Consider the following 21,767-nt stretch of genomic DNA (forward strand, 5'->3'; position numbering starts at 1 on the left):
TACCTATTTAGGTAGCTTTTTCACTTTTGTGCTCAATAAATGGATATGAAAGTTAAAATTGGACAACGTAATAATACAGTCATTAAGAAAGGAATGTTCATATTATGTGGATTTTATTTTTTATTCTTTTGATCTTATGGGTATTAGGTTATTTTACTTTCCATATCGCAGGCGGACTAATTCATATTCTATTAATTATCGCAATTATAGTCTTTATCGTTAACTTATTTAGACGTAAAAAGTAGCAAATCTTTAGGACTTTTTCTACAAACTAAAGAGCTTGATTTTTCAAGCTCTTTTTCTTATGCCATTTCGATTCCTAATCCTGTTTTTTACCCTCTTCTATATTCCTCTATTTTTGAATAAACTTCTATGAATGTCATAAATAAAAGAGGAGCGATATTATGCCTGTTAGTATGGAGCCTCCTATATCAATGGAACAAATGCTTCAAACAATTCGTACAGGACTTCCAAAAACACTTGAACCTAAAAATATAATAATTGTTGGTGCTGGTATATCTGGTTTGGTAGCTGCTTCACTATTAAAAGGAGCAGGACATGAAGTCACAATTCTAGAAGGAAATAATCGAATTGGTGGTCGTATTTTTACTAATCGTAATTTTTATGCAGGACAGTATATGGAAAATGGTGCTATGAGATTACCTTCCATTCATTTACTTGTTTTAGAATATATTAAGAAATTTAACCTTCCTGTAGAAGAATTCATTAATAGCACTCCAAACGATATTATATTCGTAAACAATGTAAGGACCATTCAAAAACTTTATGAAGAAAATCCAGACATTCTAAACTTCCCTACTTCACCACCTGAAAGAGGTAAAACAGCAGAATATTTAGCTCAATACGCCATGCAACCTGTAACTGACTTCATTAAAAAGAATCCAAAAAAGAATTGGGAAATCGTTATTAAATTACTTGATCGGTATTCGATGGAATATTATTTGAAATATAATCCTTATGGCAGAACATTATCAGTTGGAGCTATTGATATGATTAAGGTTATGCTTGGGATGGAAGGCTTTCCTGAGCTATCATTCACTGCCTTACTTCGAGAAGTAATGATTCTATTTACTCCTGGACTAAAGTTTTATGAAATAAAAGGTGGAAACGATCACTTACCGTATTCATTCCTACCTGAATTACAAGAAAATATTATTTACCATCAAAAAATGAAAAAAATTGAACAACACGACTCCTCTTCTGTAACTATTCATACAGAGGATACACAAACCTCTCAGGCATATACGGTAACCGGAGACTTAGCCATCATTACCATACCTTTTTCATTACTAAACTTCGTTGAAATCATTCCACGCGATTTATTTTCTTATAACAAATATAAAGCAATTCGACAATTACATTATGTTCCTTCGACTAAAATTGGTCTACAATTTAAAACTAGATTTTGGGAAAAAGCGGGTTTTATTGGGGGAAAAATGATTTCTGATCTACCTGTTCGTTATTCCTATTTCCCAAGTCAATCAGTTGGTTCAGAAGGTCCAGGTGTCATATTAGCAAGCTATACATGGGAAGATAACGCTTCAATTTGGGATAGCTTAACTGAAAAAGAACAAATAGAGAATGCGCTAGAAGATTTATCTAAGATTTACGGTAAAGAAATATATAACGAGTTTATTACCGGTAATACATTTAGTTGGTCAGAAAATCCTTTCTCAGGTGGAGCTTTTGCTATTTACAAACCTGACCAGCAAACAGAGATTGCCCCATATATATCAACTCCAGAAGGACTGATCCATTTTGCTGGTGATCACACTTCTACAGCCCCAGGTTGGATTCAAGGTGCAATCGAATCTGGAATAAGGGTGGCTTATGAAGTTAACGATTTACCTAAAACAACGGCTAATGAGAATTTTGAAACACATGGTCAAGGTTAAGCAATAGAGTTTTTTAAGTTATAACCTTAACAGCAATAGTTCACAAAATGCTTTGATTCAATTAATTAAACCCCTATGCCACGGAATTCAAGAAAAACATAAAACCCACAAGTACATAACCTTGTGGGTTTCCATCATGATTTTATCCAATTTTCAAATAACCTACAGAAGGAACAAAAGAGTATCCTTGATTAATAACCATATCTGTTATTTCTGTCGTTTCACTATCTTTGACTTGATGAAACAATTTATATTTTATTGATTTTACTTTCTTTCCTCTTAATACATTATTTAAATAAATTAACTCAATGTCTAAAAAAGGTATTCTGTACTTTAAATTATTCGTGATTCTATTTGTGATTAGTTCATTAAACTCAATATCGGCATTATTAACTGAATTTTTTTTCATATCATCTACTAATTTATTCTGTTTATCAGTAAACTCACTAATAATATATTCGATTTCCACTTTTGATAGGGAACGAGTTTCTTTTAATGGCAATGTAACTTGATTTGTTTTTTCTTTACTAAATAGTCGTTTAAAAAATTTAATCATAGTCCCGTCCTCTTCAATTTTTCTTATTTATATTTTGTCATGATTAAACAAGATTGTAAAAATAATTTTTTAGGCACTAATACTATTCTATTATTAAACCGAAATTCCTTTGTAGAATTGCCTCTCTTTTAAAATTTTTAGACCATAAATTTAATAATTCCAAGAGTCAGGGATTGAATTCGAAAATAAAAGACTGAATCAGATAAAAAACACCTAGAAATAGGTGTTTTTACTCTGTTTCACATGCGTAATTATCATGATCATGATCCATTTGTGCTTGGTAGGCTTTATTCCCTTTTGGTACTCCGTTTGGATAGACTTTTCTTAAGTCCGTGCAATTTTTAAAATACGGTTTATTATTGTTTGACGAATTATTCGTTTTTGTATGATTGGTTCTATTTTTGCTCCATAAACCAACACCTTGCTGCTGGGCAGTTGCTTGTAAGCTTCTTAGCTCTGATTCATAAGAATAATTACCATAATCATAAAATTTTTCTACATAACCTTTTTTTATGATTTCTTTTTGAATTAGTCTGCCATCAATCCATACCCATGCAAGTGTTCGATTATATTTATCCTTTTTGGGACCATCATATTCAAGCTGAATTGTTTTTGCATTTTTTAATAGATTACATGTATATGCTGAAGCTTCTTTTCCATATGGCTCAATCGTTTTTGTACTTTCTGGCGTATCAATATATAAGAATCTTGTTGTACCTACTTCAGTAAATTTGGCAGTATCACCATCAATACATTTTATAAGCTCGACTGTAAATTTTGAATCAGTTTTCGTATTAACTGATGCTGTTGACTGTGAACATCCACTAAGTCCAAGAATAGCCATTACAGTTAATAAAATAAGTCTTTTCATGTTGCTCCCCCAATTATACCTGTTACTACACATTATTTTAACAATAAAAACCAATTATGTATCGAAATATAGGGGGATATTTCAATCTTAATAGACTTTGCTTTGTATTACTTATTTAGGAATATAATGATCGCCATAAATAAAATGTTACGTAAGCTTCCCAGCCCTTCCATTTTGTAGCCATTTTTTTAATTTCTTCGATTGAAGGTTTTTTCTCTAATGATAGTTGATTTTTTAATGCATTATGAATTCCTACATCGGCAATTGGAAACGCAGATTTCTCTTGTAAACATTTCATCAAAACGTAATCAGCAGTCCAGTTCCCAACTCCTCGAATTTCTAATAGCTTATTTAACTTATTCTCGTAAGAATCTAAACGATTTAGAGCTTCTTTTGAAATGCATCCTTCTGCCATTAATTTTGCGATCCCAATCACGTATTCAGCTTTTCGTTTAGTAAATTTCATAGTGGTTAAATCGGAAACTTCAATTTTGGATATGACATCTGGAGTTGGAAATAACCAATATATTTCATCCTTCCACTTAAAGCTTTCTCCATATTTTTCAACAAAGCTTCTTTTTAAAGAAAAAGCAAATGACAGATTGATTTGTTGCCCCATAATTGCCCATGTAAATGCTTCAAATAAATCCGGAATTCCAATTACGCGAAGTCCAAAATGCTGTTCAATAAGTAATTGTAGCATTTGATTATCTTTACTTAACTCATAGAACTCGGTTAAGTCTCTGCCTAAATCAAATAAATCCCATATAAATCCTGCTGCAGCTACTTTTATTTCTTCACTTGGATTTTGGTCTGGAAATTCAATTAATAATTGGTCAAAATCACTACTTACTTTTAGTAAAATTATTTTATTTTCTATTTTAATAAGTTTAAAAAAATATTCCCCATTCACTTGATGGAGTACCTCATTTTTAGATCGTGCCAAAAATACTAAGCATTCTTTAAACCTAAAATCTTTTGGTGTTAAGATGGATATCGAATTCTTATTTTTATCTAATACGAGTGATGTATTAAATTCTTTATACACATTAATCACCTCTTTCCACAAGATTAGCATTCAAAAAGTATAATTATTGCCTCTTTTTCGTTATTTGAATTTCACTTAATAAACTTTCATAAATTAACAGTTTCCTTATCTTGCTGTACGGACTTTCCCTTTTGTGATAGATAGCTATGTAAGATCATACCGATCATGATAATAATCATTCCAATCCAAGAAATAATTGATGGAGATGCCGCTGATAAGAAGATCATTTCACCTATTACTGTGAATAATACTTCCATGGATTGGGTTGCTTCTACTGCTCCTAATTTTTGCATATTTCCCCTTACTAAATCAGTAGCCTGAAAAAATAATACAGTAGCAATTACACCTGATGAGATCGCTACAATTAAAGATTGTGATACTTGGTTTTGACTTGGTAGTCCTTCAGTATATAAACCATAGATTGATAGAATAATCCAAAATGGTAAGCTTGCTAAGGTCATTCCTAAAACACGTTGATATACATCAAGTTTTCCATCACATAATTCCATCATTTTCCGATTGCCAAGTGGGTATGCAAATGAAGCAATTATAACTGGTAAAATACCTGTTAAAACCGTTGAAATAGCTATTTTTGTAGCTAACTCAACTTGCATTAATAAAATACCAAATATGATTAATAAAGACATTCCTAATCCTTTAAAAGGAATTTTTCCACGTACCTTTCGAATTCCACTTGATGTTTCAATTGAAATGAAGAAAAATGGTGCTAATAGTGACCCAGATAATATTGTGATCTGCCATGAACTAGCTATTAACCATCCTGGAGAATAAACCGCTGCTAGACATATTGGTGCATAAAATAAACCGAATCCAATTGTTGACCATATAACCCAACTTTTTAGTTTGCCTTTCATTTCTTGCAATAGATCATAAAAATTTCTTCTAGAGATAACGATGATCAATAAAAAAGGTACCATAAAAAAGTACCTTAAGGATGCGCTCCAAATCCAACTTCCACCAGATAATTCCATCGAGCGGTTTAAAATAAATGTGATTGAAAAGAAAAATGCCGCTAATATTCCTAATAATATCGGGCGCATATTACCACCTCTATAATGTTCAAATATCTTTTACGATTAAATTAAATACTTTGTTCTCTGACTTAAATACAACATCCATTATTAAGACCTGACCTTACATGTTATTATTAGAGGCTTTTTCAACTAAATGAACTCCTCCAACCCACCAGTCTATTCCAATTAAATTCATTCGATTTGATTTTCCCGTTAGTACGTCTAATCCCCATTTAGTTAATGCAATTCTTGCTTTTGGGTTATGTTGTTTATAACTTGGTAATTCACTGTCACTACTTATTAAAGGGTGATCACCTTCCATTAATTCATTTAAAATTGCTGCGAAATATAAATCGCTTAATCCATCATTTGTTCTTTGTCTGACGAGTTTATTAAATAGTTCTGCAAAGGAATTAATACCTTCATTGATCATTGATAATGCTAAAAATTCTACTTCATTTAATCCATTCTGTTGAGAAGGAAAATATGTCATATGACTTAATAAAGCTTGTTTTAAAAACGGAAGCGCATGACATTTTTGAATAAAATTATCCAGTTCATCTACATTATTTGAACAATAAGCTTCCCATCCAGCACATGCTTCTTTTATTTGTTCTTCTGTAACTTCTTGTTTAGTTGGAAGTAATTCAATTAATTGTTGAGAAGATAATTGACCTAATCCGTGAAATGGTTTAATTCCTTCATATTCATTTATGCTAACCATCGAAATTTTTTGAAATCCAAGTGCTGATAATTCCGATAATAAATAGAGTATCGTCACCTGATCGTATCGATCATATTCGAACCATAGAACAACTTCCTCAGAACGAGATAGTTCATTTAATAATTGATATTGGCTACGGCAATTTTCAATAAAAAAACTCAAAGGAATTTGTAGCTTTTGTTCAAAAAATTCTGCTCTTCTATTATAAGTTTCTTCTAAAGGCCAATCTTGACTAAGTGGACCAAAATCATACATTTCTCTCCATACAACAATATTACCTTTTAAAGACTTTATTTTTCCTCCAACTACATCACCATTTACAATATGATTCATCTATTCATCTACTTTCTCCATTGGTTTAATAAAAAAAAAGAAAATACAGTTCTTAATTCTTCTTACCAATCGGAGATTCCTCTTACATATATTATTATTTTCAAAATAAAAACCACCTATATGATAGGTGGCGAGACATTTCCTTTTAATAAGGCTTTAATAAGATTAATTTGAATGTCACTTGAATATTGACCAATAGTCTTTATTTAATTTCTCTTTTTTGTTTTTTTCTACTAGAAGACATCTCAACACCAGTTTCCGATGTTGTAGTCCCTTGACCTTGTACATTTGGTGAACCTAAGCCAACTCTAGATGGATCTTTTTTAGTTTTTCCCATTTTAAACACCTCCATCTTTACTTTTTCTAAACTTAAACTTCTTTATTCAAAGAATATTTTTCCTGTAAATTGCAAATCTTATATTTCTGAGGAGGTGTTTTTTATGGCTAGAATCGGAGTAGAACAATCTTTAACAAATGTTCAAGAAGCATTACGTTCAGCGGGACATGATGTTGTTGAATTAAAACAGGAATCAGATGCAAATGGTTGCGATTGCTGCGTAGTAACAGGACTTGATTCAAATGTAATGGGAATGCAAAATGTAGCTACACAAGGATCAGTTATCGAGGCAAGTGGCTTAACAGCTGATCAAGTTTGTCAACAAGTTGAAAGTAAATTACAATAACAAATTACAAACTAAAGTTATATTAAACATTCTAAAGAAAACGCGCCGATTGGCGAACTTTAAAGCGAAGAAAGATGCGCAGTTGCACTTTTACCTTCTTCCTAAAATATGCGACTACGTCGATTCCCCTTCGTCGCTAGAAAATTTATACTTTCTAATGTGCAAAAAAGGGTAAGCAAAATTCATTGAAATTTGCTTACCCTTTTTTCAAATTATAAATTTAATCCACCATATAGCAAAGCTCCCATTACTATAAAAGCCGGATGTAGTTTTACTTTCTCCATTAATATGTAACTAATTACTCCTAAAAATAAAAACTGTCCAATACCAATTTGAAAATATGAATCATGAAATGAATTATAAGCCATAACACCAAGTAAAACTGCGATTGTTGGCTTGACGTAAAGAGTCATTCGCTTAACTTGAATCGAATGACGATATTTATACAAAATTCCCATTAAGGTCAGCATGAGGATTAATGATGGTGCAACAGTAGCGAATACAGCCAAAAATGAACCTAGTATACCACCTTCATGGAATCCGATATACCCTGCCATTTTCGTAGCAATCGGTCCAGGCAGGGAGTTTCCCATAGCAAGAGCCTCATTAAATTCTTGATGTGTAAGCCAACCTCTTGTGACGACTTCTTTTTGAATTAGAGGAATGGTCGCAGGGCCTCCTCCATACCCTAAAATATTAGCAACAAAAAACGCCCAGAAAATATTCCAATATACCATTATGCAGACAGTCCTTTTGATTTTTTACCTTCAACTGATTTGGTTGGCTTAACGACCGCATATAACAGTAGCCCACCAATTATAAATCCAGGATGTATATGAAAATATTGCATTAAAACAATCCCAACTAAAATATGTCCGATTGTAAAGGGCCATTTTAGCCCCTTAACGGAAGCTTCTATAAATTGCCAAGTTAGCACACCAAGCATGACTCCAACTACTGGAACAATTGCTTTAGTCATTCCTTGCACCCATTTTAGATCTTTGAATGTTACTAGAGTGGTCAATAAAACAACCATTAAAATAATCGTCGGCAGGATCGTTGCAATTGTTGCATTGATCATTCCAATTTTACCGCCAACTTTGAACCCAATGTATCCAGCCATTTTTGTATTAATCGGTCCTGGCAGTGTGTTTCCAATAGCGAGCACATCTCCGAATTCTTCATCAGTCATCCATTTAAAGCGTTCAACCACTTCTTTATGAACTAAAGGAATAGTCGATGGTCCACCTCCGTATCCAAGCATACTGCTCCTAAAAAAGGCGATAAAAATATTTAACTGTTTCATAAAATCCATCCCTTTAGATTAACTTTCTTTTAGTTTGCAATAAGACAAGAGCACTTCACACATTTGCCGCATGGTTTTTTCTTAACTGGATTAGGTTGATTGACCATGTTCATTAAAAGCGAGGTCTCCACATTACAAAACGAGCATGTCTGACCAGTTTGAACTTTTTGAATTTGAGGCATTTCTACTAACTTTAAGGCTTCTTTCATATGTTTGTCGCATACTAACAACATATCATTCACTCCCGCTCTTAAAATTGGATTTTATGGTGTAGATGTCACTTTCTTTTTCGGATGATCTAATTTTCGTTTTTTTACTTCATCTGTTACTTCTTCGTTCCAAGAAATCGTTACATCTTCGTCAGTGATGAATGCTTGACAACCTAAACGGAAGCCTTTGCTTAACCATTCTTCACCAAGTTTTCGACGCTCCTGTACTTTTATATGATCAACAGTACCCTCTTCAATTTTACAAACGCAGGATCCACAAACGCCTCCACCACATCGATTTGGTAGTTCTCCATCAAATCGAAGAGACATACGTAAAATATTAGAGTTTTCCGGTACTTCTAATACTTTTCCACTAGTAGCAAAATTCAGTTTCGGCATAATTCAAATCCTCCTCTTTATCTCTTTGGTATACAATATACCATATTTATAATTTTCTGACAATATAAATATTACATATATTAAGCTATTTTTCTTAATTTATATTACTCTATTTGTTTTTATATACCGGTCTGATATAATATTTTGTATACCAAATACGTCTTAATATTCAAAAAAAAGAGGTGATGAATGTGCTTAATATTGGATTAATTGGATTTGGAGCAATCGGACAAGATATCGCCAAATATATAAACGAAGGCAAGGCTGGTAATGTATTATTAAAGGCGGTTCTCGTACGGAGAAAGGATCAATACGAATCGCATATAAGTGATTTATTTTACGACAATGAAGAGGCTTTTTTCGGATTAGGATTGGATATCATTATTGAAGCCGCAGGTCATGAAGCTGTTTATAAGTTTGGGAAAAGGACGCTGTCTACTAGTAGTGACTTTATCATCGCATCTGTAGGTGCACTAGCAGATGATGAATTATTAGCAGAACTTGAAACTGCTGCAAAGCTTACTAACAGCAAGATCATCATCCCTTCTGCTGCGATTGCCGGATTAGATCGTGTTGCTGCATCTATGCTTCAAGGTGTTGATGAAGTAAAGCTTGTAACGAGAAAACCACCGAGTGCTTGGCGAGGAACAATTGCAGAGGAAAAGGTAGATTTAGATACCGTTAAAGAGCCAATTTGCATTTATAATGGCGTTGCTAGAGAATCTTCAAAGCTTTTTCCGGAAAGCACAAATGTTTCAGCAACCTTGAGCCTTGCTGGAATAGGATTTGATAAAACAAAAGTTCAAGTTTATGTAGATCCAAGCATAACGAGTAATACACACCAAATTTTCGTAAAAGGATTTTTTGGTGAAATGGAAGTAAAGGTAAAAAATATTCCTTCTTCTACTAATCCAAAGACGGGGTATATTGTAGCAATGAGTATTTGTAATACTTTAAAAAATAGAACTTCCTCTATCGTTATTGGGATCTAGTATCTTTACTATTTATGAAATACAAAACTAAAATAAAAAGCCCTCTTAGTCTAGACGTTCTAACAGTCTAACTAAAGGGGCTTTCATTATTTTTAGATTCCATAAAAGAAAAGAGACGAAAACATCCACAAACTATTTTTATGTCGTCTTTTCTTTTCTTTTTTCTATGTAGTTCATATACGCACGTCGAGAATTTTCGATATGAATTTTCGTTAAATACTCCGACATTTCTATTTCTTTATTTCGTACTGCTTTCATGATTTCAATATGTTCCCTCAATGATTCCTTGCGTCTTCCAGGCGTTTCATACCCCATATTAGCGGACATATGGATATAATCTGTTAAGCCGGATAAAATTTCAAATAGCTTCGGACTTCTCGCTGCCTTATACAGTAGGAGATTCATTTCGATATGCTCGTTCTCAAATGTTTCGTCTGAGTGTTCCTCAATATAAAGAAGCTCCTCGATTTTCTCATCAAACTCTTTTTGAATTTCGTCCGTCATTTTTTTAGCAGCCAATTTTGCTGCTAACACTTCTAGTGATGATAAAATCGTAAACACTTCCATAATGTCTTCATCAGAAATATTCGAAACGATGACTCCTTTACGAGGAACCGTTTTTACAAACCCTTGTGATTCCAAGCGGAATAAAGCTTCTCTAATAGGTGTACGACTAATGTTTAGCTTAACAGCAAGCTCCCGTTCAATTAATCGATCGCCTGGCTTATAATGCCCCTCTAAAATCAATTCTTTTAAATATCTATACGCATGTTCTCGGATTGAAAGAAAATTAGTTTCCATCTCCAATTAATTCACCTGCCTCCCATTTCTTGCTTATTTTAAAATAGTGTATCATCATTTTGTTAAAAGTAAATCGATATTTCTATTATAGTATCTTTTAAATAAGTAATCGAGTAGATAGATGGAAATTCATACCATTCATGTTCATACAAGCACGTTTGCTATTTAGTTCTTTTATCTCTCAAACCATTTTGATAAGTAAATCTTCTTAAAACTAAAGTTAACTACTTTTATTACCTACAAATACGAACTTTAATCCCAGTTTATTTTCTATACGAATGTTCGTACACCAAAAAAGGCGATGTAGGAATAACACCTAACCGCCTCTAAAATATTACTTTTTAATGTCTGCATCCGTAACAACTTCATAACCATCATTTGAAAGGAACTCTTGCAATGCTTGCAGGGCAGCTGTTCCTACAGCTGTATCCTGCTCTCCATTTCCACCGCTGATCCCCACGCCACCAATGACTTCTCCATTTACTACAATTGGAAAACCGCCTACAAAGATTGCGAATTTCCCATTTAGCATATGTTGTATTCCAAATGCTTCATTGCCCGGTAGAGCTGGTCCGTTTGGTTCTGTATTAAATAAATGAGTCGAGCGTTTATGGCCCGCTGCCGTATATGCTTTAGAAATAGCAATTTCAGGACCTGTAATACGAGCACCATTCATTCGTTCAAGTGCAATGACATATCCCCCGTCATCTACGATTGCAATTGTCTCTGGAACATTAATAGCCTCTGATTTTTTCTTAGCAGCTTCAATCATTACTTTTGCTTCATCTAGTTCTAGTTTTAATATTTTTTTCATTTAAAATCCTCCTTTAGTAACCGATATAGACTGTTTTTATTTGTGTAAAGAATTCAAGTCCAACTCTACCTGACTCACGGAATGTGGAAGTACTAGAGCGTTTTACTCCACCAAATGGTGCATTCATCAAATTACCTGTCGTTGTTCGATTTACTTTAACTGTCCCTGCTTGAACATCTTTAGTAAATTGATGAGCGAGTTTCAAATTATTCGTAACAATCGATGCTGATAATCCATATTCAACATCGTTAGCAATTAAAAGGGCTTCTTCATAGCTTTCTACTTCAATTACAGCAACTACTGGGCCGAAAATCTCTTCTTTAGCAATGCGCATTTCGGGTTTTACATTTGTAAAGATCGCCGGTTCAATATAGTAGCCGTTTTCGTATTTTCCATAAGTAAGTTGTTGACCTCCGTATTCAAGAGTAGCCCCTTCTTCTTTACCTATTCCTATATACTTCAGCACATTTTTTAACTGCTTTTCATTTGCTAGAGGTCCAATAATGACATTATCGTCAAAGCCGTCGCCAATTTTTAAATCGCTTGTTTTTTCTACTAATTTTTGCACAAATTGTTCCTTTACTTCCTTCATAACAATTACACGACTAGTGCCTGTACATGCTTGACCAGTAAGATGAAAGCCTCCATTCACGGTTAGATTAACTGCCAAATCAACATCTGCGTCATCCATTACAATTAGAGGATTTTTACCACCAAGCTCCATTTGTGTTCTTGTAATAAAGGATGTGTTTTTATGAATATGTTCCCCGGCGCTAGTAGACCCAGTGAAAGTAACTCCTCGTATAGCAGGATGTTTCACTAAGATATCCCCTATATCGGACGAACTTCCTGTTACAAAATTGATGACTCCTTTTGGTATGCCAGCTTCATGAAGCGCCTCAACAAGTCGAAATGCAATTAAAGGTGTATCAGATGAAGGTTTGAAAACAACTGTATTTCCAGTAATTAATGCCGGAGCAATTTTTCTAGATGGTATGGATAATGGGAAATTCCATGGTGTAATGACTGAAATAACACCAAGAGGCTCCCTTTCTGTTGTGACTCTCATATTTGGATCATCATTTGGGAACGTTTCCCCCGTAAAGCTTTGTCCCTCTATCGCATAATAACGAAGCGTTTCCGCTGAGCGAAGCACTTCCTGTTTGGCCGCGCTCATTACTTTTCCTTCTTCTCGTGTTAATTCTTCAGCTAGTTGTTCCACTCTCTGTTCAAGTATTGCTGCCGCCTTATTTAAAATAGCTGCACGTTTAGATGGTGGAGTTTGTGCCCAGGCAGGAAAAGCCTCGCTTGCTGCATCAATTGCTTGAATCACGTCTTGTTCTGTAGATGCCTGAAATGTACCGACAATATCTTCCTTATTAGAAGGGTTTACGCTTTGGAACGTTTTATTATCTACTGACTCGACCCAACTTCCAGATATGTAATTTTTATAAGTTTCTAGTTTAGTAGTTAGCAAATTTATCATCCTTTCTGAACAAGATGGCAGTTCCCTAGTCGGAAACTGCCATTTTATTTTCTAATTATTATGCTTGTACTAGAGCACCTAAATCCTTTTCAAGATATTCTCTCCATAAGCCATCCATATACATTCGACGCATTTTTGCACCAGTACGAACTACTTCTAAGCAACGTTGTTGTAACTCTGGAGTATCAGCATGATCAAGTACAATTTTGTATCCACGCTCTCCGTGAATTTCATCTGATACGATGTGTAAGTCGAAGAATTCAATCTCCTCATCTGTAAAGTTGTACTTCTCACGTAATGCTGGAGTTTGCTTACGATAAATGTCTGGAACTTGAGATTCAAGTCCTACAACTAATGCTGCAGTTGCTACTACGAAGTTTTCTCGTGCTGCGACAGCAAAACACCAACTCTGTAATCCTAACGTTGTAGGAGCCATATTGTTAGGATCTAATACGCGCTCACGAGTAGTTCCACAAGCTTCAGCAAATCGGATTAATAAGTCTGTATGGCGATCGCCAGCGATTTCTTCTTCGTACATATTTTGTAATGTGAAATCTTTTGCATCTTCATATTTTGGTAAATTTGGAGTGTTATGGTAGATATAAGCTAAGTAATCTGCAAAAGGTCCAACATAATGGTAATGATTTTCAGCCCAGCGAGCGAAGTGACTACGCTCTAATTTCCCTTCAGCCCATGCTACAGTAAAAGGTGCTTTTTGGCTGTGATTCCCTTTAATTGCTTCTTCTAACTCCTTACGAAACTCATCTTTAGATAATAATCTAGTCATCCAAACTCCTCCTCCAATATGTTTATGTAGTTTAATAGTTTAGTTAAACAATCGAAGTATACCAAATAACTTAAAACACCTATAAAAACTACTTTAATCGAGTGATTTATTTGTATTTTGTATTTGGTATACCAACTAACCTTATAGTAACCCATTGTTTTTTGTTTGTAAATATATTTTTATTAAATTTTCTAATTTTTCTAAATTTTAAAAGGATGCTCTACCATATAACGAGAGCGACAATGGTAGAGACTATTAAGCCTGTAGCAACAGGAAGTAAGTTTTTCCTAGCTAACTCTAAAACATTCACACCACAAAAACTAGCAACCGCTACCAATGATGACCACGCAATTAACGTTCCACCACCTGTCCACACAGATCCCATTTGACCGATAGCTCCTAGCGTTCCAGGCTCCATACCAACTCCCGGTGCTAATGCGCCTGATAAAGCTCCCACTAGCGGTAATCCAGAAAAACCTGAACCTTCTAACCCAGTAATCGCTCCAGTAATTAATAGACCAAACGCCGTTAAAACCGAATTATGTGGAATGATCGATTGACCAGCCTGAACTAAATCAACTAAGAAAGCTGGCTTTGCTACATTTTCTCCTAAGGAAAAAATGGTACCGCTAAAGTCCGAACTGCCTAAGAAGAAGAATGCTGCAATTGGAATAACTGGTCCCATTGCACGAAATGCAAATACGAATCCTTCTGTAATATGTTCACTAATTTTATCAAGAGCTTGTAAACGACGGAATGCTACACATGTTACTACTAACAACATAGTTGCAACACCACCGATAAATGCTGCACCGTCTCCTCCTTCAAATCCACTCATTTTACCATTACCAATTTTCGTTGAAAACATGAATATAATAACTGCTAGTAGTGATAGAGGGACTAATACAGCAAAGATTTTCCCCCATTTTTCACGCTCTCTATCATCCACAGTAGCTTCTGTTGCAGCAGCTATTTCATTTGCGGAAGAGTTTTTGTTTACAAGTGATTGTAAATGTTGCAATGAAGCTTCACTTTCTGATTTACCGATTGATTTGCGTTCAGTAAAGTACGTAATCGCGATTGCAACTCCCCCTGTAATTAACGAGAGAATCATGACCTTACCTGACACAGCTGATGTTTGAATACCTGCTGATTTTGCAGTAAGCATTGGAGCAATCTGCATAATATAGTCGGAAGATAATGCCATACCTTGTCCTGCAATAGAAACAACCATGGCACAAGCTATTGGCGATAAACCAGCACGAATAGCCGCAGGTACTAATAACGTACAAATAAGCGGAACGGCAGGAGTAGGCCAGAAGAATAAAGAAATGACGTATGTGACAACTAATAAAACAGCAAAAGCAATATGTCCGTTTTTCATCACCTTCTGCATCGGAGCAATCATTCTTTCATCTGCACCAGTATCTTTTAAGGAATGTAATAATGCCACCATAAAAGTGATGATTAAAAAGATGGTAAATAGCTCTTTTGCTGCTACAAGATTTGCGTTGAATAACGCTTGAAATCCACCAACAATTGATCCTTTATAAGCAACAGAAACAAGAAAGGTCCCAATGATGGTAGGCAATACAACCCCTTTTCGAAACAACATAGTCACAATTACAACAAGTGTCATGATACCATAAAGCCAGTGAGCAACAGTTAAATCCATAAACCCCACCCTCTCATTTATAGGTACTTACAACTTACATTCTTCTTCTAGATGTAATAGCTTTTGGAGTTCGTTTGAAAGGTTTTCGAGTGCTTCACCTACAATCTTTTCCCCTATTTCATAACTTGCTTTCGTTGCATCCCCAATGCAACCATTAGTCGTCATCTCTTCGTATCGATAAAACCCTTGAATAGCTTTACCAGGTCGTAGTTGTTTCCATCTACCTTCGTTTTGGATGCTTCCCTTAGTAATTTTATTTGGTCTAATTAAGTGAGGAGCCAAGTAAAGTGCTTCTGACACTTCACGTTCACAGCTGTGACCGAACAATGGCGAGTGAATAGATTCTGAGATTGAAAGTTTGGCAGATGCAGTCGTTTTAGCATAATAGATTTCCAAACCTAGCTCTTCTGACAACATGGTGCAAGCAACATTTAAAGTTGACTGATTGCCACCGTGAGAGTTTAATAATAAAAATTTTTGAATACCATGATGTTTAAGAGATACGATCATATCTTTTAAAATTGCGATAAGCGTAGTCGGTTGCAATGAAATGGTTCCTGGAAAGTTTAAATGATGGTGTGAAACTCCCATATTGACAGTAGGCGTTACAATTACATGAGGATACATTTTTTCAGCTAATTTCTCAGCCATTTTCTCAGCTAGAACTGCATCACAGCTTTCAACCATGTGAGGTCCATGCTGTTCGTGTGCACCGATTGGGATTATTGCTAGTTTTACAGTATGTAGTGCATCCATTACTTCTTCCCAAGTCATCTCAGTTAACAAATATGATTTCATATTTTCACCCCCTTTCATAGTTGTATCCGCTTACAAAACCTTCAACTTTCGTCCTATGAATTCAACCTTTAAATTAAAGAGGTATTTTGTATACCTAAATTATGCAAAAAAATTACTGTGCATTTACTGACTTTGCAACTTTCGGTATTGGGGCGTTTATATTTTCTTGTGAAATGACAATATCATCTTTGATTGTTAACTGACAGCATAAACGAATGCCTTCTTCAACCTTTTCGCCTAGCATTTTCTGCTCTTTCCAATTTGGCGGATCAAGCTTTTCTGCTCCTTCTAGCACTCTACATGCACATTTTGTACATTTTCCCATCCCGCACCCGTATTTCAGTTTTGGGAATTGACGGATGCCTGCCAACACAACTAAATTCGCGTGATCACGCACTTCTTGCTCAATAATTTCTCCTTCTACATGCAAGCGTACTTTTGGCATATGTATCCCTCCAACTTCTTAATTTTCTTAAAATTTCAAAAATTTAATCTGATTATAATTCGAATTTTTTAGAAAGTAAATACTATTATTTATTTGGAAATCTTTAACATTAAATGTTTTGTTAATTCAAAAAAACTTATTATTATAGCCTTCTATTATTTTTATTAAAAATTCAGAAAATTATATTGATTAATATTTTTTTCTGTATTACACTATGAATAGAATTTTGGTATACAAAATACCTTAGCTCAATACTACATAATTAGATGAGGAGTGTGCAAAGATGGGTAAGTATATTGTTTTGACGAATAAAGACACGTTTCAAACTATTGTAGATAACGAGGGATTAAAGGCAATCGAAACATACCACTTCTACTTTTTTAACGAACTAAAAGCTAAATATACAATTGCCGAAGTGTTAGATGACAATATTAAAATTAAACTTTACGAAAAGTATGAAGGAAAAGAATACGTGAATGACATTCGTGTAAAGTTCTTTGAGACATTTGAAACGATTGAAGCAGCACTAGAAGAGTTATACGAAATAGTAAAAGCCCAAGGTAACAGCGAGGACTCTCAGCATTCCAAATTAGTGAAGTCAGACGTACTAACTGTATAGATTACATAGAAATAGCACTGATCCAGTGCTATTTCTTAATTTTACAATAAAAAAAGACAACTATCATACTGTTGTCCTTTCGATTCTTCTAAATAAGCCACTCTAAACCAATCAAATAAAACATTACAATGAGTAAATAACTTATTGTATATGGTATATTCCAATTCGATACTTTAAAGGAGCTCTCTTTAACGATGCTCGACATTAATCCAATCGTCGCATTGTATGGCCCTACTAAAAACGCAGAAATGGCTCCGGCAAGTAATGACACAGTTAAAATATACGGTGATATACCTAAGCTTTGTGGATCTAGCGCTTCAGCCATTAACGTTAAGGTTACTGCAGGGTGTAGCCCTGTAAACGCAAATGCTAACGGAATTAGTGGTAATAGAATTAAAAATACCTCTGGTCCTACAATATCTTTAAAATGAGTGACTGCTATATTTACTGTTACATTTATATTCGTACCTTTTACAACGGAAATAAAAAAACCAGCTGACAAAAAAATAAAAAATTGGTCTTTCATTTTAAAAGAATATGAATGAAAATATTCCTTTAAACTATGTAAAAATGCTTTTTGCTGCTTAATGAAAAGAGACCAACCAAGCGCAAACGGTATTACTAGAATTGATACGATAATAACAAAAGAATACGAAAAAAGATGTTCTGCAAATGAAATAATGAGATTGAATAGAATAATAGCTATGAAAATATGAAAAACTTTTCCTTGAGTTACCACACCTTCTAGTGAAGCAGCTGTTTCATCTTTTACTAAATCATTTCTATGTCCTCTCAAAACATTTTGCCTTGAATTCCTTGTTGCTAATACCCAATCCAAAACAATCCCCAATATACTTAACGGTAATACATATGGTAAAATAGCTCCCCATCTAACCCCAGTTACGCCAATTACAATACCTACGATTGGTGTAATAGGAGCCCATAGTAGAGGCATCGCAAATCCATGGGTAATGGCTCGACTCATAAATCGATCTTCTTTTTTTATCGAAAAAAGACTTAAGGATGGTTGAATAGAATAGTAAGTCATTGGGAGAGTTGCCAAATTCATAAACATGCTTAAAAAGTATGATATTCCCGATGTCATAATGTACAATTGACCGGATGTTTTTACTTTTTTCTGTATGATCGTTTGAATGCCCTTTGCATACCCTCCCAATTTAACCGGAAAACCTAATATTGGAATTACTGCAAACATCGTAAGCAAATCAAGCATTGGACCGAATGAAAGGATATATTCTTTTATACTCGCATTGCTTCTCCAAAGAAGTATGAATCCTATTAGTAAAAAAATACTTCCTATTGTTCTAACGAGTGATTTTACTGTAAACATCGTATGAAGAACAATAAAGGCACAAAAAGAAGAAATAAAAAATTGTAAATCCAAATGAAACAAAGAGGAAAATAAATATAAAAAAATTACTAATCCAAACACATACTTTAACATTGTATCACCATCCTCTCTTGAACTTTGGTATACCAAAAGATATTAATTAGTATGATTTACAAGAAATTATACCATAATTACCTAGTTTTGGTATACAATTTTATCTTTTTCTGTTTTTCACTGAAAAGATATGTATAAGTTATAGGTGAATACATGTAAGCGCTTTGACTTCAAAAAGTTATTTTTTAATGGACTTTAAACTTTATGAAATTAGAGCAACAATCTTATATGGTTTTAAAGATTATTATATACAAATCACTATATGTTTAACCAATTTAAATGAGTGCACAATTTTAAAAACCTTACCGCATTCCGATAAGGTTTATATTTGCCTTTTAAGTTCTCACTTGAATTAATTTACATTAAAAAAAGAAATTATAGACGTATCAATCCCCTTATTAATGTAAAAGATAAAATTAAGGGAGGTGTCTTATAATGGCAAAAGATGTACTTTGCGAAGTTGATAACTGTAAATTTTGGGCTTCTGGAAACAAATGTAGTGCGGATTCCATTTATGTTGTGAGCCATAAAGGGAAACAAGCTAAAAACAACGCTGAAACTGATTGTAAAACATTTGAAGCTGGAATGTAATTGTATGAAGGGTAACCTACTTAGAAGGTTGCCCTTTCTTATTTATAGTATTGATAATAACTATCATTTTCATTCAAATTTATTCCAATTATTTTATATTATTTACATCTAAACCATCAAAAATATTAAATCTTGGATCTATTTCAATCATAATCGCTGTTTTCTTATGATTACATTTCAAAAAAATTATCTCTTTCAACTTTACACACTCTTAAAGCGAATGATTCATACCAGTCTTTTTTTCCACGTTCTTGCGCAACTTTGTGAGCTGCGTGCTCCTTCCAAGTCTTAATAGCATCCAATGACTCCCAATATGAAACCGTTATCCCCATTTCATGATCTCGAGCACTTTCCACTCCTAAGAACCCTTGTTGACTTGAAGCTAATTCAACCATTTTGTCAGACATCTTACTATACCCATTATCTCCATCCGTTCTTTTAGAACAAAAAATTACAGCAAAATATGGAGGTTTTGGCGTTTTTGCAAATGAACTCATTTTTCTCCCCTCCTTCTTCTATTAATCATATTTGATGAAAGAGTTAAATAACATAGACAAATTCAAAAAAGATAAATAAAAAAGCGATACTAGGATGTATCGCTTTTAAATCTTACTCAAAAATATAAGGATTTCCGCTTATGTTAGTTCTCATTTCTTCAGTTACTTGAAAATCTTCTTGTTGAAAATTTTGTTCAAATACTTCTTTATTAATTCCGCTGCCATCATAATGCGTTAATTTATTTTCCATAAAAATCACCTTCTAATTAATATTAGTTTTATGCCGTAAAACTTAATTATTAGAATAACCAATTCTGAAAAATAAATTATAAAAACGATGCAAAAAAACGCATCGTTTCCATTTTTTATATTAATTTAGTCTCATTCACTTTATTTGTTAAAACAAAAGAATAAATCGCAGAAAGTAATGCAAAAATAACAATAATGCCTCCTACTAACGCGTTCATTGTTACTGTATATTGAGTAATTAGGATCCCACCTAAACTTGACCCTAAAGCAATTCCTGTATGAGAAAAAGAGTTATTTAAACCAACTTGAATATCCGCAGAATCTTTTGCTACTCTCGCTAGACTATCTTGAACGGCTGGACTAATTGACCAAGATACCGTTCCCCATAGAACAACTATAATAAATAAACTAATTATTGAACTAGGAGCGAATGTTAAAGTTAAAATAGAAATAGCTAATAAACCTAAATTAAACACTAATGTTTTACTTCCACCAAATTTATCAGTAGACCAACCACCTAACCATCCACCTAAAATCCCTGCCATACCAAATACTAGTAAAACAATACTGATCATGTTAGTAGATAATCCCATCGTTTTCATTAAGTATGGTGTAAAGTAAGTATAAATTGTAAAATGTCCTGTTAATTGTAAAAAAGAAATGAGTTGAATTGATAAAATACGTTTATTTTTAAGTGTTGCTACTTGCTTAATCAATGGAATTGTAGGCTGACCTTTAACTTTCGGTAAGAATTTATAAATCCCTAGCATAGCCAATAAGCTTAATAAACCGACTAATACAAATGTCATTCTCCAACCGAAGTTTTCACCGATCACTGTACCCAAAGGGACACCAAAAACTAGAGATGAACTGATTCCCATAAATATAACTCCAATTGCTCTACCTCTAATTTCAGGAGAAACGATGTTTGTTGCAGTCGTTATTGAAACAACAATTACAACCGAGCAACTTGCTGCAAGTATAATACGCGCGATTAATAATACAGCGAAATTCGGACTAATGATGGAAAGAATATTTCCAAAGAAAAATACTGATAATGCGATTAATAGTAATTTTTTACGTTCTATTTTTGAAGTGATCGCTATAAAAATTGGAGCTCCAAAAGCAAATACTACTGAAAAAATTGATACTAGTTGACCAACCGCACCAACTGAAACATGTAAATCTCCTGCAATCATTGACAGTAAACCAGTAATAATAAATTCAACGGTTCCTGCGACAAATGTTGCAATAGCTAAAATATATATACTTTTATGCATTGCTAAACTCCTCAAGTATGACTATTCATTCATAATAATTTTTTGCCACATTAGTTTATTATATAGGTATAATTAAAATTGTCTATGCAAAAAAACGAATCTACCTAAGATTCGTTTTTTACACGTTGTTGAAAAACAACATTGTCAATTAAATTACCAAATTTTCGTAAAAGGAGTAGAGTGATGTTG

At 33.8% G+C, this 21,767-nt stretch carries 26 protein-coding genes; 6 read left to right on the plus strand and 20 right to left on the minus strand.

Going from position 1 to position 21,767, the window contains the following annotated elements:
- Positions 1-104 precede the first annotated feature (104 nt).
- Both COE53_RS23745 and COE53_RS17555 read left to right on the plus strand, forming a co-directional pair.
- Positions 105-245, plus strand: a complete 141-nt coding sequence (locus COE53_RS23745) for a lmo0937 family membrane protein (RefSeq protein ID WP_170927396.1) — start codon at positions 105-107, stop codon at positions 243-245.
- A 159-nt stretch (positions 246-404) separates the two neighbouring features.
- On the plus strand, positions 405-1,916 hold the full coding sequence (locus tag COE53_RS17555) for a flavin monoamine oxidase family protein (protein WP_069033282.1): 1,512 nt from the start codon (positions 405-407) through the stop codon (positions 1,914-1,916).
- Between the two features lie 142 nt (positions 1,917-2,058).
- On the opposite strand, the gene COE53_RS17560 is transcribed toward COE53_RS17555, so the two are convergent.
- The 6 genes from COE53_RS17560 to COE53_RS17585 all read right to left on the minus strand — a co-directional run bounded on the left by COE53_RS17560 (position 2,059) and on the right by COE53_RS17585 (position 6,819).
- Positions 2,059-2,472 (minus strand): hypothetical protein, encoded by a 414-nt coding sequence (locus tag COE53_RS17560; protein ID WP_069033283.1) that lies wholly within the window; start codon positions 2,470-2,472, stop codon positions 2,059-2,061.
- Between the two features lie 229 nt (positions 2,473-2,701).
- Positions 2,702-3,343: a thermonuclease family protein gene (locus COE53_RS17565; protein ID WP_069033284.1), complete on the minus strand. Its 642-nt coding sequence runs from the start codon at positions 3,341-3,343 to the stop codon at positions 2,702-2,704.
- Positions 3,344-3,458: 115 nt separating this feature from the next.
- On the minus strand, positions 3,459-4,391 hold the full coding sequence (locus COE53_RS17570) for a DNA-3-methyladenine glycosylase family protein (RefSeq protein ID WP_254664569.1): 933 nt from the start codon (positions 4,389-4,391) through the stop codon (positions 3,459-3,461).
- Positions 4,392-4,477: 86 nt separating this feature from the next.
- A complete protein-coding gene (locus COE53_RS17575) occupies positions 4,478-5,452 on the minus strand; it encodes a DMT family transporter (protein ID WP_069033285.1) in 975 nt (324 codons plus the stop codon).
- 94 nt (positions 5,453-5,546) lie between these two features.
- Positions 5,547-6,482 carry a DUF1835 domain-containing protein gene (locus tag COE53_RS17580; RefSeq protein WP_069033286.1) on the minus strand — a complete coding sequence of 312 codons (936 nt, stop codon included), beginning with the start codon at positions 6,480-6,482 and terminating at the stop codon, positions 5,547-5,549.
- A 202-nt stretch (positions 6,483-6,684) separates the two neighbouring features.
- Positions 6,685-6,819: a YuzL family protein gene (locus tag COE53_RS17585; protein ID WP_082459488.1), complete on the minus strand. Its 135-nt coding sequence runs from the start codon at positions 6,817-6,819 to the stop codon at positions 6,685-6,687.
- 103 nt (positions 6,820-6,922) lie between these two features.
- Between COE53_RS17585 and COE53_RS17590 the strand changes: the two genes are divergently transcribed.
- Complete coding sequence (locus COE53_RS17590; protein WP_069033287.1) at positions 6,923-7,165, plus strand: YkuS family protein; 243 nt, start codon at positions 6,923-6,925, stop codon at positions 7,163-7,165.
- 212 nt (positions 7,166-7,377) lie between these two features.
- Here COE53_RS17590 and COE53_RS17595 read toward each other — a convergent pair whose 3' ends face one another.
- The 3 genes from COE53_RS17595 to COE53_RS17610 form a co-directional block, all read right to left on the minus strand.
- Positions 7,378-7,902: a chromate transporter gene (locus tag COE53_RS17595; protein ID WP_069033288.1), complete on the minus strand. Its 525-nt coding sequence runs from the start codon at positions 7,900-7,902 to the stop codon at positions 7,378-7,380.
- The gene (locus tag COE53_RS17600) at positions 7,902-8,471 is read right to left on the minus strand and encodes a chromate transporter (protein ID WP_098948465.1); all 570 of its coding nucleotides are present in this window, start codon (positions 8,469-8,471) and stop codon (positions 7,902-7,904) included. Before COE53_RS17600 ends, COE53_RS17595 begins: the two co-directional genes overlap by 1 nt.
- A 263-nt stretch (positions 8,472-8,734) precedes the next feature.
- The gene (locus COE53_RS17610) at positions 8,735-9,079 is read right to left on the minus strand and encodes a 2Fe-2S iron-sulfur cluster-binding protein (protein WP_056471833.1); all 345 of its coding nucleotides are present in this window, start codon (positions 9,077-9,079) and stop codon (positions 8,735-8,737) included.
- 185 nt (positions 9,080-9,264) lie between these two features.
- Here COE53_RS17610 and COE53_RS17615 point away from each other — a divergent pair, with 185 nt between their 5' ends.
- On the plus strand, positions 9,265-10,071 hold the full coding sequence (locus COE53_RS17615) for an aspartate dehydrogenase (RefSeq protein WP_254664570.1): 807 nt from the start codon (positions 9,265-9,267) through the stop codon (positions 10,069-10,071).
- Positions 10,072-10,209: 138 nt separating this feature from the next.
- Here COE53_RS17615 and COE53_RS17620 read toward each other — a convergent pair whose 3' ends face one another.
- From COE53_RS17620 to COE53_RS17650, 7 genes are all read right to left on the minus strand, one after another.
- Positions 10,210-10,872, minus strand: a complete 663-nt coding sequence (locus COE53_RS17620; RefSeq protein WP_069033356.1) for a GntR family transcriptional regulator — start codon at positions 10,870-10,872, stop codon at positions 10,210-10,212.
- A gap of 334 nt (positions 10,873-11,206) precedes the next feature.
- Positions 11,207-11,686, minus strand: coding sequence for a GlcG/HbpS family heme-binding protein (locus COE53_RS17625; RefSeq protein WP_069033292.1), 480 nt, complete (start codon positions 11,684-11,686; stop codon positions 11,207-11,209).
- Between the two features lie 13 nt (positions 11,687-11,699).
- Entirely contained in the window at positions 11,700-13,172 is a 1,473-nt protein-coding gene (locus COE53_RS17630; RefSeq protein WP_098948466.1) for an aldehyde dehydrogenase family protein, read from the minus strand.
- Positions 13,173-13,230: 58 nt separating this feature from the next.
- On the minus strand, positions 13,231-13,959 hold the full coding sequence (locus COE53_RS17635) for an iron-containing redox enzyme family protein (protein WP_056471818.1): 729 nt from the start codon (positions 13,957-13,959) through the stop codon (positions 13,231-13,233).
- 220 nt (positions 13,960-14,179) lie between these two features.
- Positions 14,180-15,634: a hypothetical protein gene (locus tag COE53_RS17640; protein ID WP_091024277.1), complete on the minus strand. Its 1,455-nt coding sequence runs from the start codon at positions 15,632-15,634 to the stop codon at positions 14,180-14,182.
- Positions 15,635-15,661: 27 nt separating this feature from the next.
- Complete coding sequence (locus COE53_RS17645; protein ID WP_069033296.1) at positions 15,662-16,432, minus strand: creatininase family protein; 771 nt, start codon at positions 16,430-16,432, stop codon at positions 15,662-15,664.
- 112 nt (positions 16,433-16,544) lie between these two features.
- Positions 16,545-16,877 carry a 2Fe-2S iron-sulfur cluster-binding protein gene (locus COE53_RS17650; protein WP_069033297.1) on the minus strand — a complete coding sequence of 111 codons (333 nt, stop codon included), beginning with the start codon at positions 16,875-16,877 and terminating at the stop codon, positions 16,545-16,547.
- A 283-nt stretch (positions 16,878-17,160) separates the two neighbouring features.
- Between COE53_RS17650 and COE53_RS17655 the strand changes: the two genes are divergently transcribed.
- Positions 17,161-17,496, plus strand: coding sequence for a hypothetical protein (locus tag COE53_RS17655; protein WP_069033298.1), 336 nt, complete (start codon positions 17,161-17,163; stop codon positions 17,494-17,496).
- Positions 17,497-17,584: 88 nt separating this feature from the next.
- Here COE53_RS17655 and COE53_RS17660 read toward each other — a convergent pair whose 3' ends face one another.
- Positions 17,585-18,961, minus strand: coding sequence for a hypothetical protein (locus tag COE53_RS17660; protein ID WP_069033299.1), 1,377 nt, complete (start codon positions 18,959-18,961; stop codon positions 17,585-17,587).
- 435 nt (positions 18,962-19,396) lie between these two features.
- Here COE53_RS17660 and COE53_RS17665 point away from each other — a divergent pair, with 435 nt between their 5' ends.
- Entirely contained in the window at positions 19,397-19,552 is a 156-nt protein-coding gene (locus COE53_RS17665; protein WP_069033300.1) for a DUF1540 domain-containing protein, read from the plus strand.
- A 170-nt stretch (positions 19,553-19,722) separates the two neighbouring features.
- Here the strand turns inward: COE53_RS17665 and COE53_RS17670 are convergent, their stop codons facing one another.
- From COE53_RS17670 to COE53_RS17675, 3 genes are all read right to left on the minus strand, one after another.
- Entirely contained in the window at positions 19,723-20,049 is a 327-nt protein-coding gene (locus COE53_RS17670) for an antibiotic biosynthesis monooxygenase family protein (protein WP_098948467.1), read from the minus strand.
- 112 nt (positions 20,050-20,161) lie between these two features.
- A complete protein-coding gene (locus tag COE53_RS24080) occupies positions 20,162-20,299 on the minus strand; it encodes a hypothetical protein (protein WP_175403473.1) in 138 nt (45 codons plus the stop codon).
- A gap of 115 nt (positions 20,300-20,414) precedes the next feature.
- Positions 20,415-21,578 carry an MFS transporter gene (locus COE53_RS17675; protein WP_069033302.1) on the minus strand — a complete coding sequence of 388 codons (1,164 nt, stop codon included), beginning with the start codon at positions 21,576-21,578 and terminating at the stop codon, positions 20,415-20,417.
- Positions 21,579-21,767 lie beyond the last annotated feature (189 nt).

The organism is Bacillus sp. AFS029533, from assembly GCF_002585125.1.
In the GTDB taxonomy this organism is placed as follows: domain Bacteria; phylum Bacillota; class Bacilli; order Bacillales; family Bacillaceae_G; genus Gottfriedia; species Gottfriedia luciferensis_B.

Coding starts and splice junctions, on each gene's coding strand:
- COE53_RS23745 (WP_170927396.1), top strand. CDS start 105: ATGTGGATTTTATTTTTTATTCTTTTGATCTTATGGGTATTAGGTTAT.
- COE53_RS17555 (WP_069033282.1), top strand. CDS start 405: ATGCCTGTTAGTATGGAGCCTCCTATATCAATGGAACAAATGCTTCAA.
- COE53_RS17560 (WP_069033283.1), bottom strand. CDS start 2,472: ATGATTAAATTTTTTAAACGACTATTTAGTAAAGAAAAAACAAATCAA.
- COE53_RS17565 (WP_069033284.1), bottom strand. CDS start 3,343: ATGAAAAGACTTATTTTATTAACTGTAATGGCTATTCTTGGACTTAGT.
- COE53_RS17575 (WP_069033285.1), bottom strand. CDS start 5,452: ATGCGCCCGATATTATTAGGAATATTAGCGGCATTTTTCTTTTCAATC.
- COE53_RS17580 (WP_069033286.1), bottom strand. CDS start 6,482: ATGAATCATATTGTAAATGGTGATGTAGTTGGAGGAAAAATAAAGTCT.
- COE53_RS17585 (WP_082459488.1), bottom strand. CDS start 6,819: ATGGGAAAAACTAAAAAAGATCCATCTAGAGTTGGCTTAGGTTCACCA.
- COE53_RS17590 (WP_069033287.1), top strand. CDS start 6,923: ATGGCTAGAATCGGAGTAGAACAATCTTTAACAAATGTTCAAGAAGCA.
- COE53_RS17595 (WP_069033288.1), bottom strand. CDS start 7,902: ATGGTATATTGGAATATTTTCTGGGCGTTTTTTGTTGCTAATATTTTA.
- COE53_RS17600 (WP_098948465.1), bottom strand. CDS start 8,471: ATGAAACAGTTAAATATTTTTATCGCCTTTTTTAGGAGCAGTATGCTT.
- COE53_RS17610 (WP_056471833.1), bottom strand. CDS start 9,079: ATGCCGAAACTGAATTTTGCTACTAGTGGAAAAGTATTAGAAGTACCG.
- COE53_RS17615 (WP_254664570.1), top strand. CDS start 9,265: ATGAATGTGCTTAATATTGGATTAATTGGATTTGGAGCAATCGGACAA.
- COE53_RS17620 (WP_069033356.1), bottom strand. CDS start 10,872: ATGGAAACTAATTTTCTTTCAATCCGAGAACATGCGTATAGATATTTA.
- COE53_RS17625 (WP_069033292.1), bottom strand. CDS start 11,686: ATGAAAAAAATATTAAAACTAGAACTAGATGAAGCAAAAGTAATGATT.
- COE53_RS17630 (WP_098948466.1), bottom strand. CDS start 13,172: ATGATAAATTTGCTAACTACTAAACTAGAAACTTATAAAAATTACATA.
- COE53_RS17635 (WP_056471818.1), bottom strand. CDS start 13,959: ATGACTAGATTATTATCTAAAGATGAGTTTCGTAAGGAGTTAGAAGAA.
- COE53_RS17640 (WP_091024277.1), bottom strand. CDS start 15,634: ATGGATTTAACTGTTGCTCACTGGCTTTATGGTATCATGACACTTGTT.
- COE53_RS17645 (WP_069033296.1), bottom strand. CDS start 16,432: ATGAAATCATATTTGTTAACTGAGATGACTTGGGAAGAAGTAATGGAT.
- COE53_RS17650 (WP_069033297.1), bottom strand. CDS start 16,877: ATGCCAAAAGTACGCTTGCATGTAGAAGGAGAAATTATTGAGCAAGAA.
- COE53_RS17655 (WP_069033298.1), top strand. CDS start 17,161: ATGGGTAAGTATATTGTTTTGACGAATAAAGACACGTTTCAAACTATT.
- COE53_RS17660 (WP_069033299.1), bottom strand. CDS start 18,961: ATGTTAAAGTATGTGTTTGGATTAGTAATTTTTTTATATTTATTTTCC.
- COE53_RS17665 (WP_069033300.1), top strand. CDS start 19,397: ATGGCAAAAGATGTACTTTGCGAAGTTGATAACTGTAAATTTTGGGCT.
- COE53_RS17670 (WP_098948467.1), bottom strand. CDS start 20,049: ATGAGTTCATTTGCAAAAACGCCAAAACCTCCATATTTTGCTGTAATT.
- COE53_RS24080 (WP_175403473.1), bottom strand. CDS start 20,299: ATGGAAAATAAATTAACGCATTATGATGGCAGCGGAATTAATAAAGAA.
- COE53_RS17675 (WP_069033302.1), bottom strand. CDS start 21,578: ATGCATAAAAGTATATATATTTTAGCTATTGCAACATTTGTCGCAGGA.